At 60.4% G+C, this 17,478-nt stretch carries 18 protein-coding genes and 1 pseudogene; 15 read left to right on the forward strand and 4 right to left on the reverse strand.

Annotated elements, in window-relative coordinates:
• Window positions 1-23: 23 nt before the first annotated feature.
• Both VGG22_12475 and VGG22_12480 read left to right on the forward strand, forming a co-directional pair.
• The gene (locus tag VGG22_12475) at window positions 24-584 is read left to right on the forward strand and encodes a UbiX family flavin prenyltransferase (protein ID HEY1729185.1); all 561 of its coding nucleotides are present in this window, start codon (window positions 24-26) and stop codon (window positions 582-584) included.
• 41 nt (window positions 585-625) lie between these two features.
• Complete coding sequence (locus VGG22_12480; protein HEY1729186.1) at window positions 626-1,582, forward strand: ornithine cyclodeaminase family protein; 957 nt, start codon at window positions 626-628, stop codon at window positions 1,580-1,582.
• A 73-nt stretch (window positions 1,583-1,655) separates the two neighbouring features.
• Here VGG22_12480 and VGG22_12485 read toward each other — a convergent pair whose 3' ends face one another.
• The 3 genes from VGG22_12485 to ispE are packed head-to-tail and all read right to left on the reverse strand — an operon-like array spanning window position 1,656 to window position 4,186.
• Entirely contained in the window at window positions 1,656-2,552 is an 897-nt protein-coding gene (locus tag VGG22_12485) for a retropepsin-like aspartic protease (GenBank protein ID HEY1729187.1), read from the reverse strand.
• 12 nt (window positions 2,553-2,564) lie between these two features.
• Window positions 2,565-3,425 carry a nucleotidyltransferase family protein gene (locus VGG22_12490; protein ID HEY1729188.1) on the reverse strand — a complete coding sequence of 287 codons (861 nt, stop codon included), beginning with the start codon at window positions 3,423-3,425 and terminating at the stop codon, window positions 2,565-2,567.
• Window positions 3,308-4,186: a 4-(cytidine 5'-diphospho)-2-C-methyl-D-erythritol kinase gene (ispE, locus tag VGG22_12495; GenBank protein ID HEY1729189.1), complete on the reverse strand. Its 879-nt coding sequence runs from the start codon at window positions 4,184-4,186 to the stop codon at window positions 3,308-3,310. Before ispE ends, VGG22_12490 begins: the two co-directional genes overlap by 118 nt.
• Window positions 4,187-4,242: 56 nt before the next feature.
• On the opposite strand from ispE, the gene VGG22_12500 reads away from it, so the two are divergent.
• The 13 genes and pseudogenes from VGG22_12500 (at window position 4,243) to VGG22_12560 (ending at window position 16,728) form a co-directional block, all read left to right on the forward strand.
• Window positions 4,243-6,657, forward strand: a complete 2,415-nt coding sequence (locus tag VGG22_12500; GenBank protein HEY1729190.1) for a hypothetical protein — start codon at window positions 4,243-4,245, stop codon at window positions 6,655-6,657.
• Window positions 6,657-7,058, forward strand: a complete 402-nt coding sequence (locus VGG22_12505; GenBank protein HEY1729191.1) for a hypothetical protein — start codon at window positions 6,657-6,659, stop codon at window positions 7,056-7,058. Before VGG22_12500 ends, VGG22_12505 begins: the two co-directional genes overlap by 1 nt.
• 44 nt (window positions 7,059-7,102) lie before the next feature.
• The gene (pdxS, locus tag VGG22_12510; GenBank protein HEY1729192.1) at window positions 7,103-7,993 is read left to right on the forward strand and encodes a pyridoxal 5'-phosphate synthase lyase subunit PdxS; all 891 of its coding nucleotides are present in this window, start codon (window positions 7,103-7,105) and stop codon (window positions 7,991-7,993) included.
• A gap of 11 nt (window positions 7,994-8,004) precedes the next feature.
• Entirely contained in the window at window positions 8,005-8,580 is a 576-nt protein-coding gene (gene pdxT / locus VGG22_12515) for a pyridoxal 5'-phosphate synthase glutaminase subunit PdxT (GenBank protein HEY1729193.1), read from the forward strand.
• 136 nt (window positions 8,581-8,716) lie between these two features.
• Window positions 8,717-9,247 carry an HNH endonuclease gene (locus VGG22_12520; GenBank protein HEY1729194.1) on the forward strand — a complete coding sequence of 177 codons (531 nt, stop codon included), beginning with the start codon at window positions 8,717-8,719 and terminating at the stop codon, window positions 9,245-9,247.
• 9 nt (window positions 9,248-9,256) lie between these two features.
• Complete coding sequence (locus tag VGG22_12525; protein ID HEY1729195.1) at window positions 9,257-9,715, forward strand: hypothetical protein; 459 nt, start codon at window positions 9,257-9,259, stop codon at window positions 9,713-9,715.
• Window positions 9,712-10,083, forward strand: a complete 372-nt coding sequence (locus tag VGG22_12530) for a hypothetical protein (GenBank protein ID HEY1729196.1) — start codon at window positions 9,712-9,714, stop codon at window positions 10,081-10,083. Before VGG22_12525 ends, VGG22_12530 begins: the two co-directional genes overlap by 4 nt.
• A gap of 28 nt (window positions 10,084-10,111) precedes the next feature.
• Window positions 10,112-11,176, forward strand: a pseudogene (locus VGG22_12535) (aminotransferase class I/II-fold pyridoxal phosphate-dependent enzyme).
• 150 nt (window positions 11,177-11,326) lie between these two features.
• The gene (locus VGG22_12540; protein HEY1729197.1) at window positions 11,327-11,572 is read left to right on the forward strand and encodes a hypothetical protein; all 246 of its coding nucleotides are present in this window, start codon (window positions 11,327-11,329) and stop codon (window positions 11,570-11,572) included.
• A 105-nt stretch (window positions 11,573-11,677) separates the two neighbouring features.
• Window positions 11,678-12,055, forward strand: a complete 378-nt coding sequence (locus tag VGG22_12545; GenBank protein HEY1729198.1) for a hypothetical protein — start codon at window positions 11,678-11,680, stop codon at window positions 12,053-12,055.
• Between the two features lie 135 nt (window positions 12,056-12,190).
• Complete coding sequence (locus tag VGG22_12550; protein ID HEY1729199.1) at window positions 12,191-13,561, forward strand: FUSC family protein; 1,371 nt, start codon at window positions 12,191-12,193, stop codon at window positions 13,559-13,561.
• 11 nt (window positions 13,562-13,572) lie between these two features.
• Window positions 13,573-14,673 (forward strand): cupin domain-containing protein, encoded by a 1,101-nt coding sequence (locus VGG22_12555; GenBank protein HEY1729200.1) that lies wholly within the window; start codon window positions 13,573-13,575, stop codon window positions 14,671-14,673.
• A gap of 501 nt (window positions 14,674-15,174) precedes the next feature.
• Entirely contained in the window at window positions 15,175-16,728 is a 1,554-nt protein-coding gene (locus tag VGG22_12560) for a R3H domain-containing nucleic acid-binding protein (protein ID HEY1729201.1), read from the forward strand.
• 3 nt (window positions 16,729-16,731) lie between these two features.
• Here VGG22_12560 and VGG22_12565 read toward each other — a convergent pair whose 3' ends face one another.
• Window positions 16,732-17,409, reverse strand: a complete 678-nt coding sequence (locus tag VGG22_12565; protein ID HEY1729202.1) for a PilZ domain-containing protein — start codon at window positions 17,407-17,409, stop codon at window positions 16,732-16,734.
• Between the last annotated feature and the right edge of the window lie 69 nt (window positions 17,410-17,478).

Raw genomic sequence — 17,478 nt, forward strand, 5'->3', positions numbered from 1 at the left:
CCTCCGTTCGTGAAGCACAACTCGTGCGCAGGATAATCGTCGGCGTCTCGGGAGCAAGCGGCAGCGCGTATGCGTTCGCGTTGATGCGCGCGCTGAACGCGACCGGGGATATCGAAACGCACCTTGTCCTTTCCAAGCAAGCCCCGCTGACGATCGCGATCGAGATGCCTGGGAAGAACGTTTCCGATCTCGAGCAGCTTGCCGACGTCGTGCATCGCGAATCCGATCTGGCCGCCTCGATCTCGAGCGGATCGTTCAAAACGGATGGGATGGTCGTCATTCCGTGTTCGATCAAAACGGCGTCCTCGATCGCATATTCGTTCAACGACAATCTGATCGCGCGCGCCGCGGACGTGTGTCTCAAAGAGCGCCGCAAGCTGGTGCTCGTCGTGCGCGAGACGCCGTTGCATCTCGGACACTTGCGCACGCTCACACAACTTGCAGAAATCGGCGCTATCATCTTGCCGCCGGTTCCTGGGATGTACGCACAACCGCAAAGCGTTGACGACATTCTCAATCACACGGTCGGCAAAGTGCTCGACCAGCTCGCGATCGAGAACGAGCTGTTTACGCGCTGGCGCTAGAGGGAAGCGGATTTGCGTCTGATTTCGAGAAGGGCGAGCGTATGACGGGCGTCGATCTAGCGACCGGTCTGCGCTATTTCGGCGCAAAGGAAATGGAAGCGTTGACGCCCGCGCCGCAGCGAAGCTGCGAGCTTGCGGCGCAAGCGCTACGCTGGCTTGCGTCTGGTGAGATCGAAGTGCCGCCGAAGTTCGGCGTGCACCCGCACGATTTCAACGTGCACGCGATGCCCGCGTATTGCAAGCCGCTCGACGTGATCGCGGTCAAGTGGGTCGCCGATTTTCCGCTCAATCGTGCTAAAGGCGTGCCCACCGTGAGCGCGATGATCATTCTGAACGACGGGCAAACCGGAATCCCGTACGCGATCATGGACGGCAATTGGCTGACCGGCGTTCGCACCGCCGCAATGACGGCGGTGTCGCTTGCAGCCTGTTCGCATGGCGCGAGCGTCATGGCGCTCATCGGCACGGGATTGCAAGCGCGCACACACCTCTCGATCATTCCGATTGCGCTTCCGTCGTTGCACACCGTGCGCGTCGTCGGCCGCACTCCGGACGCTGCAGAAAGATTCGTCGCTTCGAATCCGGTTGTATCGTCGCGCTTGAATGTCGAAGCCTTTGCCGACATCGGCGAGGCATTGAGCGGAGCCGATATCGTCGTCACGGCGACCAACGAAATCAACAACCCGGTGCTCGATCCGAAGATGCTGCACAGCGGCGCGACCGTTGCGCTCGTCGACAATCCCGCAAAAGAGTTTGCCGTGCTTCGCTTGGCGGATCGTGTCATTGTCGACGATCGTGCGCCGTTCGAGACGCCGGAAGGACACCAGCGCTTCAAACGCGGCCTACCGCGAATCAATTCGGTGATCGGTCACATCTTACTCGGCTCCGAGCGCGGTCGCACCGAACCCGATCAGCTCGTCGTCATCGCCAATCTCGGCAACGCGGCACTCGACGTCGTCTTCGCCGACGAGATTTATAAGAAAGCCACGGTCAGCTAGCGCATCGTCGCGCGCACGCCCCCCTTTGTCATCCCGAGCGTAGGCGCGAAGCGCCGCAGTCGAGGGACAGCGACTATCGCTCGAGGTACACGACGTCGTGCGCGTAATCGAAAGTGACGCGAAATGCTTCGAAAACGTCGCGACCGACGAGACCGTCGAGAAACATCGTTTTCATCCAGACGGGTTCGTTATCGACGATCAGAATTCTCGTCATATTGAATCGAAAGTTTCCGAGACTGATCGGCTTCGTCTGAAATTCTTGGCCCGGTATAGATGGAGAATTCACGAAGAAACTGGCGCCGACACCCAATCCCGACAGCGAGGGTCCTACAACTGCGTCCTTTGCGAACGACTGGAAAAGCAGCGTACGATCGTCGCCGGTATCAAACAGCATCGTTGCGCGCCTGTCGCCGAACATAACGTGCACCAGAGGCAGTTGATCGATAAAGCCGATGTCTATGGCGCTTCCGTGAATTTTGCTCGCATCGAAGCTTCCGTTCGGGTACACGACCACTTCGTGCTTTTGAAAGTCGAGCATAACGACGTTTGAGCGAAAGAAGGCGGAGCCGATTAATCCCGTGATGACGGTCCCATCCGGCCGTACCCATTCGCCCTTCATTCTGCCGAATCGGCAATTGTGCGCGTGCAGCGCTCCAACGTCCATATCTGTGACGAAACGGCGGGACCCGTTTTCGCTGATGCCGGCGGTTGCCGCAGCTCGCGGAGAGATAGCTAATGAGTTGGTCCCCGAATCGAGCAGAAACCAGAAGTTGTGTCCGTTGATCGTTCCTTGCACGAGAACGCCGTCTTTACTGAAATGCGACGGAATGATTTGCGGCGTCGTCGCATCGGTGACAAACAGATGATGCGGAGTCGGAGACGGCGTCGGTACTGAAGTCTGCGCGTAGCTCGAGTTGTGCGATGCGAGCAAAAATCCGAACGCAAGAACGATCGACGCAAAACGGCGCATGGTGATTGCTCCTTAGGCGGCTCCCAAGAAGCGTTCGGCAAGCGCGAGATCACTCTTGCGGTCGACGTTAAATGCGAGGTCGGGCGCGGAGACGACCGCGCGCACCCGATATCCGAGAAGTGTCGACGCGCGGGCTTCGGCCGCGCTGATCGGAAGCATTCCCAGGGCAAAGCGCAGGACGACGTCCCAGCCAAATGCGCGTGCGAGACGCAGCGGGCTCTTCCGCGCGGCTGCGAGCTCGTCCAAGAATTGCGTAAGTGCCGACACTACGCGCGGCCGCATCCCAAAAACGGCTCCACCGCAATACACGCCGCCGCGCATCCGTGCCCAGGTATGTGGCACACCCGGGTATTGTTTCTCGTGCGTTTTCTTCTCGGCGATCGAGTAGACGAGATCCGCGTCGATCGATGCGAGCGTCTGTGTGAAGTTTTCGAGACTCGCGGTTGAGAGCAGCGGCGCATCCGACGTAACGACGAGCATCATCGCATCGGGATCGGTCTCAGAAAGTCCGCGCTGCACGCTTTCGATGATCCGCTCGCCCGAGCTGCGTCGTACGTCGGCAAGCGTGAGCGCCGAATCCTCAAGCGCGATCGTCGGCGCAACGACGGTAATTTGCTCGATCGCAGGCACTGTCCGCAGCGTCTTCAGGACGCGCGTTACCATCGGCACACCGCCGACAGGAATGAAGGCTTTGTTGACCGCCCCCGTTCCTTCGCAGACAGCGTCACGCCGTCCACCGGCAAGTACGAGCGCGTTCAGCGCCAGGGTTTCGTTGGGGCGAGGGGTGCGACGTGTACGCGCACTTTGCTCGGAACTTTGAGACGCTCCGCGATTGCCTTTGCTTCGCCTTCGGTTTCCGCGAGTGCGAAGCAGCTCGAACCACTGCCGCTCAATCGCGCGAGACGTGCACCGGCTGCGCGCAGTGCATCGAGCGCACCCGCGATCTTCGGTTCGCGCGCGGCGATGACGCTTTCGAAATCGTTCATGCTCGTCGCGATAACAGCATTGAAGTCGCCGCGTTGCACGGCTTCGACTGCGGTGATACTCGGCGATTCGTTGCGCGAGGCCACTTTGAATCTCTTGCCGCGCTTGGAATCGAGCGCACTGTATGCGACGGCCGTCTCGACGGCGACAGGCGGCATCACGATCACTGTCCACCAATCGGGCAGTGTGCCGAGCGCCGTAACGCGTTCGCCCGTTCCCTCGACGAGCGCACCGGTTTCGACTAAAAAGAACGGAACGTCGGAGCCCAGTCCGCGCGCGATCTTGACGAAATCTTTCTCGCCGAGCGCGCCAAACGCGCCGGAAGCCGCGGCGCGTAAAATCGCAGCGCCGTCACTCGATCCCCCGCCAAGACCACCGCCGGTCGGAATGTGTTTTTCGAGGGTGACATCAAGCGCCGGCTGGATTTCGAGCGCATCGAACGCGCGTACCACCAGATTCGATTTATCGCGCGGCGCGCCGTCGTCGCACACAAATGCAAACCGTTCGGCCGGCTGCCAGCGCACGACATCGTGCAAGCCGATCGGGAGCATCACGCTTCGTACGCGGTGATAACCGTCGGCGCGGCGAGCCATGATCTCGAGCGTCAGATTGATCTTTGCCGGCGCTTGCGCCGCTCCGGATTGCAACATCAGCCGCACGTTTCGCAGGAAGGCCGATGGCCCCCGCTCGCATACCCCTAGTCCACATGGGGCCGAGTTACGATGCGCAACATAACGAGTTCTGCGCCTACGTCTTACCGGAGGCGCAGACGCCCTTTGGTTTGACCCTCGGAAACTACAAAACGTTTGCGACTTCGACCCCAAAAGGCGGCGTGCGCGGCCTCTGGGATGCCGATACCGATCAAATCATTTTCGGCGTGCATCAGATCGCTTATCGCGTCCATGGACGCGAGACGCACTTCCCGTATCAGATCACGCGCGACTTCACGTTTCTTCCGTATGCGCAGATTTCGGAATTCGAGCTCGAAGACCAGATCGCGGTTACGGAGGCATTCTACGTGCCGTGCGGGCCGCGCCACGACCGGCTCGTCGCGTTCGTCGTCGACGTCACGCTGCACAATCCCGGACGCGAAGAGCGCACGGTCAGTCTCTTTCCGTGGTCGCTGCTGATCGGTCAACGTTTTTACGGCGAGCCCGAAAAAGAAGTGCGCGCGAGCGTCGTCGATCGTTACATCCGCTCCGTCAACGAAGAGACGGGCGCCGTGCGTTGGTGGGGCGGTTCGCGTCAGCCGGATTCGGCGGTCGTCGCGCTACGCGAACAAGTGCTCTTGCACGGGATGCGCACCGGACGCCTGATCGAACGAGAGCACCTCGACGAAGTCACCCCGCAGTTGGCCGAGTACGTCAGCAACCGCATCTTCGGGGCCTTCGAGTACGGCATCAATGTCGCGCCCGGAGCCCGCGAGTCGATACGGCTCGCGGTGGTCTTTAATAGGAAAGGCGACGCGCTCGCGAAGCCCGCGCTCGAACAGCTCCTCGCCGATTCGGGAGCGCTCCACGAGACGCAGCGCTTTTACGCAAAGCAACTCTCGTTCGCGCGCTTCATGACGCCCTCGCCCGAGATCTCGCGTGGCACGGTCTGGGCCAAGACCAACATGATGCGGATCGTCAAAGATTATCCGCAAGGTTGGGGCTCGACGAACTCGCCGCCCTCGGACATCCTCGTCTCGCGCGATACGTCGTGGTTCGTTCACGGCTTCGATTACTTTATGCCACAATTCTCGCGCGACTCGCTCGACGTGTTCAACAAGTTTCTCGAGCCGACGGGGCAAGTCGTCGAATACGTGCGCGGCGTTTCCGGCTTCAAGACGTCGTACGAGCTCAACATCAACGACGACACGCCGCTGCACATCATCGCGCTCTTGCACCACTACAACGTCACGCGCGACGATGAGTGGCTCAAATCCGTCTACCCTCTGATCGTGAAGATTGCGGATTTCATTCTCTCGCAGCGCGATGCAAACGGTCTCGTATTCTGTAAGGCTTCGGGCGTCGATATGTTCGGCATAAGCTCGTGGCGCAATATCATCCCGTACTACAATCTGTCCGGCGCCGTAACGGAAATCAACTCGGAATGCTATTTCGCGCTCGAGTCGGCGGCAGTTTGCGCTGCAGTCCTCGGCGAGAACGAAGCGTGGCAACGCTTCTCCGATGAAGCGACCAAATTGCGCGAAGCAATTCGCGCCCGCTTGTTCAACGCGGACACGACCGCATTCGTCCTCAATTACGATCAGAACTCGAACTACCAGGATAACTTCACAGCCGATGAAGTCTTCCCGGTGCTCTTTCGCTGTTCGGATCCCGACGAGAGCCGCGCCATCCTCAAGCGTCTTTCCGAGCCCGATTTCACGACGCCGGTCGGCTTGCGCACGATCTCGACGGCGGACGGTTGGTATTTCCCCTCGCACGGATTTGGTTTGCTGGGCGGCATCTGGCCGGATCTGACGATTTGGTTCGCAGTTGCGCTCGCGCGCAACGGAACGCCGGGCGCGGCTGCGCATTGGTTGCGCATCATTTATGCAACGGTAGAAGAAGGCGCGGCTCGTAACGCCGTTCCCGGGCAATTTCCAGAATGGTTCGACGGCGGCTCGCTCACGAATCGCGGCATGTACATGTCGCCGTGGACGGGTGCGAAGTATTTGTGGGCGGTTGCGGAAACGCTGATGGGTCTCGATGGATATCGCACGACCGGACGTTTTCATATCTCGCCGCTGTTGCCCGATGACTTCTTGTGGGTCGCTGCCGTGAAGGTGCAATGGGGCGGACGTTTGTGTACGTACGTCATCGATCAGACGAACGAGACGATCTACGGCGACATGCGCGAAGCCTCAGCCGAAGAACCGTATCGCGTCGTCTACGCGGGCCGCGACGTGAGCGATGAGGTCACGACGTCGCCCGTGGAAGTTGGCGCGGTCGCATTCGAAGACGACGACGGCGGCATTCGTATCTTTGCCTGTAACTGGAACGATCGCACGCGCAACGTGTCGGTCGAGTTTCGCGGTGAAACGCATCGCCGTCGTTTGTATGCGGGTGAGCTCGCGGAAATAGCGATCGGTGCACCGCGGCTCGTCGATATCATTCCGGAGATCGCAGCCTCCTAATGCGCTCGCGGCGTCCGCAAGTATCGCTCATGCTCGTCTTAGGCGGCATCGTACTGCTCGTCTCGATTTTCATTGGAGAAAAGATGGGCGAACGCGTGATCAAGCGGTCGACCGAAACCGCAATTCTCGTCCCGGAAGTGCAAACCGCCGCACCTATTCCGACGGCGTCCGCCGACCAAGCCGGCCCTATTCGCGATTGGCGGAAGCTGCAGGTTGTCACGGTTGCGACCGACCCCGGATTCCCAGACCCGCGTGTCACGCCAACCCCTACCCCGAAGCCCAAGCCGACGCATACTCCCTTGCCGCAGCCGACCTACTACTTCCCGACGCCATCGCCTGAACCGAGCGGGGAACCGGCGTCACCGGGCCCGAGTACGACACCGCAGCTTCCCGGGACGTAAGCGGTTATGATAGTGTAGGGACTTCGGAGGACAAGGCACTTACAGTGGATCGTACCGGTACAATCACCGTTAAGCGCGGAGCCGCGCAAATGCTCAAGGGTGGCGTCATCATGGATGTCACCGATGCGAAGCAAGCCGTAATCGCGCAAGAAGCCGGCGCCGTTGCCGTCATGGCGCTCGAACGCGTTCCCGCCGACATTCGCAAAGAAGGCGGCGTAGCACGCATGAGCGATCTGAAAAAGATTCGCGAGATCATGGATGCCGTGACGATTCCGGTCATGGCAAAAGCGCGCATCGGGCATTTCGCAGAGGCGCAAGTGCTGCAAATTCTCGGCGTCGATTGGGTCGACGAATCCGAAGTCCTCACGCCGGCCGATGAAAAGTATCACATCGACAAAGAGCAGTTCACGATTCCGTTCGTGTGTGGTGCGCGCAATCTCGGCGAAGCGCTGCGGCGTATTGCCGAAGGCGCAGCGATGATTCGCAGCAAGGGTGAAGCCGGCAGCGGCAACATCGTCGAGGCCGTGACGCACATGCGCGCGATTCGCGACGGTATCGCCGAGCTGACCGCCGTTCCAAAGGAAGAGCTCGTCGCGCGTGCGCGCGATATCGGTGCGCCGCTCGAGATCATCCGCGAGGTCGCCGAAAAAGGGCGCTTGCCCGTCGTGCTGTTTTGCGCGGGCGGTGTTGCGACGCCGGCTGATGCTGCCCTCATGATGCAGCTCGGCGCCGAAGGCATCTTTGTCGGCAGCGGCATCTTTAAGTCGGAAGACCCGGCGAGATTTGCCAAAGCCATCGTCGATGCAACCACGCACTATAGCGATCCGAAGATCGTGATGGACGCGCAGATGCAAATCGCAGGCGCCGGAGCAATGCCCGGACTTGACGTCCGCACGATCCCGCAAGAGCAACTGATGTCGGTGCGGGGCGTCTGAAGAAAAAACCCATCGTTGGCGTTCTCGCGTTGCAGGGAGATGTTTCCGAACATCTCTCAGCCTTGACGCGCGCGGGTGCGGAAGCGATAGAAGTGAAGACGCCTGAAGATCTCGCGCGCGTTGCTGCGCTCATAATTCCGGGCGGCGAGTCAACGACCGTGATGAAGCTGCTCAAGCGTTTTGGCCTGGAAGCGCCGATCAAGAAGCGCGCTTCCGACGGAATGCCGCTGTGGGGCACGTGCATGGGAATGATCGTCGCCGCGCACGACGTCGCCGATCTCAAGGATCAGCCGACGCTCGACCTGATCGACATTACGGTGCGCCGCAACGCCTTTGGGCGTCAGGTTGCCTCGGCCGAGGTCGATCTGTCCATTCCGGCGCTCGGGGTCGAGCCGTTTCCGGCCGTCTTCATTCGGGCGCCCTGGATCGAGCGTGCGGGCCCGGACGTTGACGTCCTCGCTAGCCGCGACGGCCACGTGGTCTTCGTGCGGCAAAAGAACGTCCTGGGCTCCTCGTTCCACCCCGAGCTGACCCACGACGACCGCCTCCACCGGTATTTTGTGGGGATGGTGCCGCAGGCCCCATAGTTGCCGGGGAGCGAATGTTTCACGCGATGACGACGTTCGCTGTTACGCCGGTTATCGAACAATGTGGCCATGCGTTCGACAGGTTGAGTACCAGGCCTGAATTGCGCGCGTCTGCTTTTAAGAAGCGAGGACTGTCATGAACGACGTCCTCGTTTTAAATTTCACGTATGAGGCGCTGAACATTACGACGTTCCAGCGCGCCGTGAAATTGATCTTCGCCGGTAAGGCCGAGATCGTGCACGATCGCGACCGGATTCTCACATCAGCCAAGTGGGAATTGCGGATGCCCTCGATCATTCGGATGCTTTATTACATCCGGCGTCCGATGCAAAAGGTCGCGCTCACGAAGAAGAACGTCCTCTTACGCGACGACTACACGTGCCAATACTGCGGACTCCGCGGCGAACGCATGATGACAGTCGATCACGTTGTCCCACGCAGCCGGGGAGGACCCTCGACGTGGGAGAATCTTGTGTGTGCGTGCATGCGATGCAACAATCGCAAGAACAATCGCTCTCCCCAGGATGCCAATATGTCACTCAAGCGCCGGCCCAAGACTCCGAAGTACATCCCGTGGATCCAGATCCGGAGAAACACGTTCCCCGGCGAGTGGCATAAGTTTCTCTTCCTCTACAACGTCTCCATAGAGACGAAGCTCGAGGGATAGGGCCCTCCGGTGTCCGCAGAGCTCCCGGCTTACGTCACGGTGACGGACGCGGCCGGACGAGTCCTTTTCCGCCGCCTGGCGACCGCCGCCGAGATCGAAGAAGCGATCCAAATCGCACGTGCGGCCGACGGAGAGGCCGAGCAGGTCCTCAAGCGAATCGCAAAAGACAGGGACAAGGTACTCTCCGCACAGGCGAAACGTGCTCAGGCCGAGGCTGATGCCAAAGCTGAGCCCGTTATCCAGGTCGTCGAGGCGGGGGTAGTCACGGAACCTCAGGACGAGCCATTCATGACGACGGAACACTTGCCCGAATTCGAAGGCGACTCGACGTTCCCAGATTTTGTTGAAAGCTCAGCTCCAATCCACCAAGAGCCGAAGGAAGGTAAAGACGCCTTTACGGCTTTTGGGGACGACGAGCTCGACTTTCTGGGCGCGCTCGACGAGGAGAAGGGTAAAAGGGCATTATGATCCGGCGGATTGAGGGCGAACGCCCATCTCAAGTTCAGCGCAAGCTTGCGCTGCGGCGGACCGGCACCGAGCTGGTCCCACTTACCGATTCGGTACCGCTTTTAGCGTTGCGTTACTCGAACGGCTTTGTCACGGTCGAAGTGTCGTATGACGCGCTGGATCGCTTCATCGATCTCACGGGCGACATTCCGCTCCCGGTTACGAACGATCCGGAAACCGGCGATCGCCGTTCCTACGATGGAACGCGCGGCGTCAAAGTTATCTACGATCGCCTTCTGAAGCTGCGCGAGGTCACGTCGCAAAGCCGTGACGGTCTAACCATCCGCGTTAACTTCCCGGCCGGAACAGGGCAGGGCGTCGCGGCCTAAACTCGACCAAAACCGCACGCCGTATTTCGACGTGCTAATGGACTACGTCGATACAGGCGTCGTGCCATTTCACACGCCCGGACACCAACAGGGTCACGGGATGGATCGTGCTTTTCGCGAGTTCGTCGGCGACAACGTGTTGGCGATCGATCTCACGCAGATCCGCGGCCTCGACGATCTGTTGCAGCCTGAAAGCGCGCTGGTCGATGCGCAAGAGCTTGCGGCGCAAGCCTACGGCGCCGATCATTCGTTCTTTTTGATCAACGGGAGTACAAGCGGCAATCAGTGCATGATGATGGCCGCGATCAATCCCGGCGAAAAAATCGCAATTCCGCGTAACTCACACAAGAGCGCGATGGGCGCTCTTATTATGAGTGGCGCTATTCCGGTGTACATGCAGCCGCAAGTCAGCGAAGCGCTGCACATGGACCACACCGTTACGCCAGAAACGGTGAAGGCCACGCTCGAAGCAAACCCCGATGTGAAAGCCGTCTACGTCGTGAGCCCGACGTACTACGGCGCGCAAGCAAATCTCGCGGCCATCGCGCGCATCTCGCACGCGCATCACGTGCCGCTGCTCGTCGATGAAGCCTGGGGCCCGCACTTCCATTTTCATCCAGCGCTGCCGACCGACGCGCTGGCTGCGGGCGCCGACATGTGCATCAACTCGACGCACAAGATGATCGGCTCGATGTCGCAAACCGCGATGTTGCATCTGCAAGGCCGGCGCATACCGCTCGACCGCGTCAAGGCAGTCTACAAACTCTTTCTCTCGACGTCGCCGAATTTGGTGCTGGTCGCATCGCTCGACGTCGCACGACGTCAGATGGCGACGATTGGTGAAGCGCTGCTCGCGCGCACGATCGATCTCGCGAACGAAATCCGCCGGCAGCTCAACGAGATTCCGAACGTCTATTGCTTTGGACGCGAGCTCGTCGACGGCAAAGGCGTCTACGACTTCGATCCGTGCAAGATCACGATCACGGTCAAGGATCTTGGCTACACGGGTTATGAGGCCGAAGAGATTCTGCGCCGGCGCTACAACGTGCAAGTCGAGCTCGCCGATCTCTTCAACTGCGTCGCGCTGATCACGATCGGCACGACCGGGAAGGCTGCTGACGAGCTCGTGCACGCGGTGCGCGAGCTGGCACGCGAAGACCGTCCGGTCGACATCTTTTCGCCCTCGGGCGTCCTCGAGCGCCGGATCAAAACCGGGACGTACCATTTGCCGAAGATTCCGCCGATGCGGCTCTCGCCGCGCGAAGCGTTTCTGTCGCCGACCGAGCTCATTCCGTTCAAACAGAGCGCCGGACGCGTGTGCGCCGAGGTCATCACGCCGTATCCGCCTGGCATTCCGGTGATCTCACCCGGCGAGGTGATCACGAAAGAGATCATCGACTATTTGGGCCTTGAGAAGAAAGCCGGTGTGAAGATGCAGGGTCCCTACGACGACGACCTCCGCCGCATCCGCGTAGTCAAGGGCGTCTAACTTGTCATCCCGAGCGTAGGCGCGAAGCGCCGTAGTCGAGGGACAGCGGAAATCGTTGAGTCTCAAGTACCACATGTAATCTGAGGATTCGGGAATGCTAAGAGCATGCGTTGGATCCGCCCCGCCGGATTTGCACTCGCGATGCTCTTGCTGATGACCTCGCCCGCGGTCGCCGATTCGCCGGTGCAGCAGCTCGAAAGCAGCGTGCGTGCCTCGCTTTCGACCGTCGGGACAACTGACGACGCTGCCGGGCTAGTACGCGCACGGCCGTCGATCAAGACAGCCGTCGCCCCAGAGGTCACCCAACGTGCCCCGGATCCATTGATGACGGTCGTGCATCGCGTCATGAACTTGACCGGCGGCTGGCGCCTCAGTGCGGGCATAAGCCCCGGGATGCAAATCCTTGGCGTTACCGCCAACGGACGCGTCGTCGAAGATCATTGGATGAATTTCCACATAAGCGTAGGCCTGCCACTGAGATAATCTCGTCGGGCGCCTTTGTCATCCCGAGCGTAGGCGCGATCTTGTCATCCCGAGCGTAGGCGCGATCTTGTCATCCCGAGCGTAGGCGCGAAGCGCCGTAGTCGAGGGACAGCGAACAACCTCATCGTGGCAACAATGGTTCGCGCAACAGTCACGCTTCTGGCGGTCGTCATTAGCTTTCTCGCGGAGGCAGCGTTGTGCGCGCGTTTCGACGCAGGCAGCGGCCCCGCCATGACCGCCGCGTTCTTGGCGCTCGGACTCGGCCGCCGTGCAACGACGCGATCGCTGCAGGCGACGCTGATCGCGATCGCGACGCTGCCGCTCGTCGCGATCGCCGGTACGGCGTTCGCCCTCCTTGCGCACACGGAACCCATCGCCGGCGCAGCCCTCTACGTCGTCGCGATGTCACTCGCCGTGTGGTCGCGCGGATTTGGCGAACGTTGGGCGCGCATCGGCGAGGTCGTTGCGTTCCCGTTGCTTGCGATGCTCATCGTCCCGGCCGCACCGCGCGCGCCTGGCGGAACGCTCGTCGATCTTGGCTTGATCATCGCGGCCGGCATCGTCCCGTACGTCATGGTCACGTTGCTGTCGACCGTCGCGCTTCGCCTGAACCTCGTTCATGCAGATCATCACGTACCGAGACCGCCGACCGAGCGTTCGCGCAACATCAGCATGCGCATGGCGCCACAAGTCGTTGTCTCACTCAGCGCCGCGTTCGCGCTTGGCATGCTTGTGTTTCCGCATCACGTCGCGTGGGTCGTGCTCACAGCGTTCATCGTTTCGGGAGCAACGCGCGGACGCGAAGACGCTGCGTATCGTGCGCTCGCGCGCGTTGCCGGCGCCGTAGGCGGCACGATCGCGGCCGCCGTACTGCAATACGCGGTTCCCGCAGACGCAAGCGTCTCGTGGGCCGTCATTCTCATTTGTTTGTTCGCCGGAACGGCACTGCGCGAGTTCAACTACGCCTACTGGGCCGCGGCATTCACGCTTGTCCTTGCGATGCTGCAGCGCTTCGGCGAAGGCTTCAGCTTCGTATTACTCGGCTCGCGCATCGAAGCAATCATTGCGGGCGCGATCTGCGGCGTGCTGGCCGCGTGGTTTGTGATGCCGATTCCAACCAAGCTCGTCGCGCGGCGTCTCGTTGCTGACGCGCTGAACGCACTCCTCGATCTCTTCGCTTCCGGGGAAAGGCCGCGCGAGCGGCATCACGAGCTTCGTATTTTCGAGCATCGGATCAAAGAGCTCGACAACGTCGGGCCGGCGCTCGCTTTTCACCGACGGCTGCCAACCGTCGATGACGACGATCACGCCTCAGAATGGATCGGCCTGCTCCGGTCGACGCTTCCGGGCGTACGCGCCCTCACGACGGAAGACGGAGCCCTGGGAGAGGAGCGCCGCGCCGCAATCGAGCGCGCCGTTCAGCTCTCGAGACGGGCACTCGGAAAGGGTTCCGAACCCGTCGCCATGGCACTGCGGCGCCTCAAGGCGTCGGTCGACGAGAGGTGAAGGTTGCGCGCATGTTAGCTCAAGAGACGACGAACCTTCTGCAGAAGACAAGCATCGACTGCGTGATGATGTGGTCGCGCTGGCAGCCCGATCGCACGATGAACTTCAATTCGTTCTTCATCAAGGGCAAGGAGAACGTACTGGTCGATCCGGTGGCCCTGACCGACGACGACGCGAAGGTGATCGATGCCGAAGGCGGCGTCGCCTGGATCGTGCTCACGACGCGCGATCACGAGCGCGAAGCAGCGGCGCTCGCGCAGCGCTTCAATGCAAAGATCGCGGCACCCGAGCTCGACGTGCCGGAGATCAAAGCGAAGGTTGATCGTCCGTTACGTGAAGGCGATCGCATCGGACGCGTCACCGTCGTGCAGCTTGAAGGGATGAAATCGCCGGGTGAGTTTGCGCTACAGCTCGATGACGACGCTACCGTGATCGTCGGCGACGCGCTCTGGGGTGATCCGCCTGGTTCGCTGCGAACAGTTCCGGACGCAAAGCTCGGTGATGCAAAGAAGGCCGTGCTGAGCCTGCGCCGTCTGTGGGCACTCGAGCCGAAGAATATCTTAGTTGGCGACGGTTACTGTATCTTCGGCGGCGCGATGGCGGCGCTCGAAGCCTTCTTGAAATCGCGCAGCGACGTACTGATCTACAAGATCAATCTCGACGAGCTCGCGAATTGGAAGAAGCGCAAGGGCCCCGGCCGTCACGCGCGCAGCCAAGCCGAAGTCGGACTTTTACTCGGTGCGCGCAAGCTCGGTTATCAAATGTTCGAGATTCCACCCGGCAATTTCGCGACCGCGATGCACATGCACACGGATGAAGAAGAGCTGTACGTCGTCTTCGATGGCGAGGGCGTGATCAGGTTCCCGTTCGGCGAGTATCCGATTCGCAAAGGCGATATGATTGCAATGCCGATCGGAGATCACGCAACGCATCGCATTCAGAACACCGGCAAAGCACCGATGATCGTGCTTGCACTTGCGAACAACGCATCCGACGACAGCGTCTACTATCCGGATTCCGACAAGCTGCTCTACTCACGCCACGTAAAGCGGCGCATGGTCAGCGGCAACGGCGGCGCCGATCTCGACGCCTGGGCCGGAGAACCAGGTTAACCTTGCACGTGAGTGCACACGTTTGTCATCCCGAGCGCAGCAACGCGAAGCGTTGCGAAGTCGAGGGACAGCGCTAATTACCAAGACCAAGGGTACAACGTCAGCCACCAAGCAAGCTCGACGCAGCGAAGTCGGAAGTCTGGGTCAATCCAAAATTTGTAAACGCAAAGCGCTATCGGAATGCCGAGAAGCAGCATCAGCGTGATGAAGCCCGAGACGTCACCTACGACCGACATCGAGTGAATCTACCGCCGTCCCCGCGCAAAGCGGCGGTTCCTCGACTACGCGCCTGCGGCGCTACGCTCGGGATGACAATCCTGGGAACCGGAGCGAGTCTTTTGGGGTAAGGTTAAGTACAGGCCCTCTTCGGACGAACTAAGGTCCGGGGCCCGAATACTACATATGGTAGTCGTCCGACGGCAGGGTCCACTCCCTAGTACTTTGAAACGAACGATAACGTGAGGTCTCAGACCGAGCCGGCCCTTGTGAGGACAGCGCTAATTGGCAATTAATGCCGAAGCCTTTTCGCCGTCTTGGGAGCTCACGCAGCTCCTAGACATTTTTCCGCTACCGATCCGTCAGGCACTGATCCGCCTGCCGAACGTCAACGAGATCATCGAGGTCGTGCTCGACCTCGGCCGGCCGCCTGAGGCGCGGTTCGAGAACGGGTTCGTGTTCCTGACGGACACGCTCGTTACGCACGAAGAAATCGCGCATGTTGCTTCGCACCTCTCGCCGTTTGGCGCAGATAACCGCGCGGGCATCGAGCGCACCTTGCACCGGATCTCGGCGATCCGCAATCGCACCGGAAAGATCATCGGTCTTTCGTGCCGCGTTGGTCGCGCAATCTACGGCACCGTCGACATCATTCTTGATGTGGTGCGCGCCGGAAAATCGATTTGCTTGCTTGGCCGCCCTGGCGTTGGTAAGACGACGATGCTGCGCGAATGCGCGCGCATCCTGAGCGAGGACGGCAAGCGCGTCGTCGTCGTTGACACATCGAACGAAATTGCCGGTGATGGCGATGTCCCGCATCCGGGAATCGGCCACGCACGGCGTATGCCTGTTGCTGATCCGTCGCTCCAACATAACGTGATGATCGAAGCGGTTGAAAATCATATGCCACAGGTCATCGTGATCGACGAAATCGGCACCGAAATGGAAGCCCTCGCAGCCCGCACGATCGCGGAACGCGGCGTTCAGCTGATCGGTACGGCGCACGGCCAGACGCTCAGCAATATTCTCAAGAATCCAACGCTTTCCGATCTGCTGGGCGGCATTCAAGCCGTCACACTTTCCGATGAGGAAGCGCGGCGCCGGGGAACGCGCAAGAGCGTGCTCGAGCGCAAAGCTCCGCCGACCTTCGACGTCCTGATCGAGATCGTCGATCGCGGCCGCCTTGCGATTCATCGCAACGTAGCCGAAGTCGTTGACGCGCTGCTGCGCGGCTACCAACCGCAGCCCGAGATCCGCGAGCGCGGACCGGCCGGCAACGTCACGGTCGTGCAACAAGCCGACACGCAGGTGTTGCCGCCACCAACCGCTCGGATGGACGACGTCGAGTCCGAGGCAGCAGCCGAGCAAGAAAAGCCGCTGATGATCTTCCCATACGGCGTCTCGCGCAACAAGATCGAGCGCGCCGTGACCAATCTGCGCGTCAGCGCGTCGATTGCACGCAAGTGGGATGACGCGGACGTGGTGCTTACGCTCAAAACGCTCGAGCGCAAAGAGTCGGCTAAGCTCAAGATAATTGCCTCTGAGAACATTCCGATCTACACGATCAAGACGAACACGACCACGCAGATCCAGCATGCGCTCAAAGACATCTTCGACTTGCCGTCGATCGACGCCGAAGAGCTTGCGCTACACGAAGCCGAAGAAGCGATCTATCAGGTGCTGCTCGAGAACAAAGCCATCGAGCTTACGCCGCAGACCTCGTACATTCGGCGCATGCAACATCAGATGGCTGAACGCCATCGTCTGCAATCACGCAGCACCGGCCTCGAGCCGAATCGCCGCGTACAAATCTACCGGGGAGCCGACTCGATCGCCTAGCCGCTAGTGCTTGGCGCCTTGAACCTCGACTTTGCCCGTTCCGTCAATTAAGAACGTCGTGTCGTACTGACGGATCTCGCCTTCGACATCGATACGGCTGTGCACGTGGCAGCGGTGAATCTCTTGCGCGCCGCGCTTGACGACGCCCGAATACGTCATACGCAGCAGCGGGGCTTGCCCCGGTCCCGGTACCGACATGTGGTTCATTTGCACGAGCGAGTTGACGATTTGCTGTTGAATCGCAAGCGGCAAGAGCCGGAACGCGTCGTCAGACTTGTTCTGTACGGCCTTGAGTTCGTCGGCGCCGCGGTTGACCGGCGCCGGTGTATCGTTGCAGAAGCGAACGACTGCGTCCCAGTCATCAGCCGAAATGCCCGCGAACTTCGTCGCGAAGCGGTGCCAGGTCGTACCCGCGTTCTGCACCGCGTCATGGCGAACGACTTGCAAGCGAATGGTCATCATTCGCTCGGCGATCTTCATCTGCACCGTGAATTCGGGCGTTGGTGGTTTGTCTTTGAGAACGATCAAAGCACCGGTCGCTGAAATCTCCTGGCCAACGCCGTCGATAACCGTGTTCTCATCTTTATTCCAGCGCACCGGATACGTAACTGTTTTGCGGTTGTGTCCGCGGCGCTCTGGACCCTTACTTCCACCAAAAATTTTGGCAAGTTCGTAAAGCACGTCCTCACCTTTCCCGATCGCTCGGTTGACCTGGGTATTGCGGCTAGGCGGGGCCTAGACCTTGAGCGC

The sequence above is a fragment of the Candidatus Baltobacteraceae bacterium genome (genome assembly GCA_036489885.1).
Lineage (GTDB): Bacteria > Vulcanimicrobiota > Vulcanimicrobiia > Vulcanimicrobiales > Vulcanimicrobiaceae > JAFAMS01.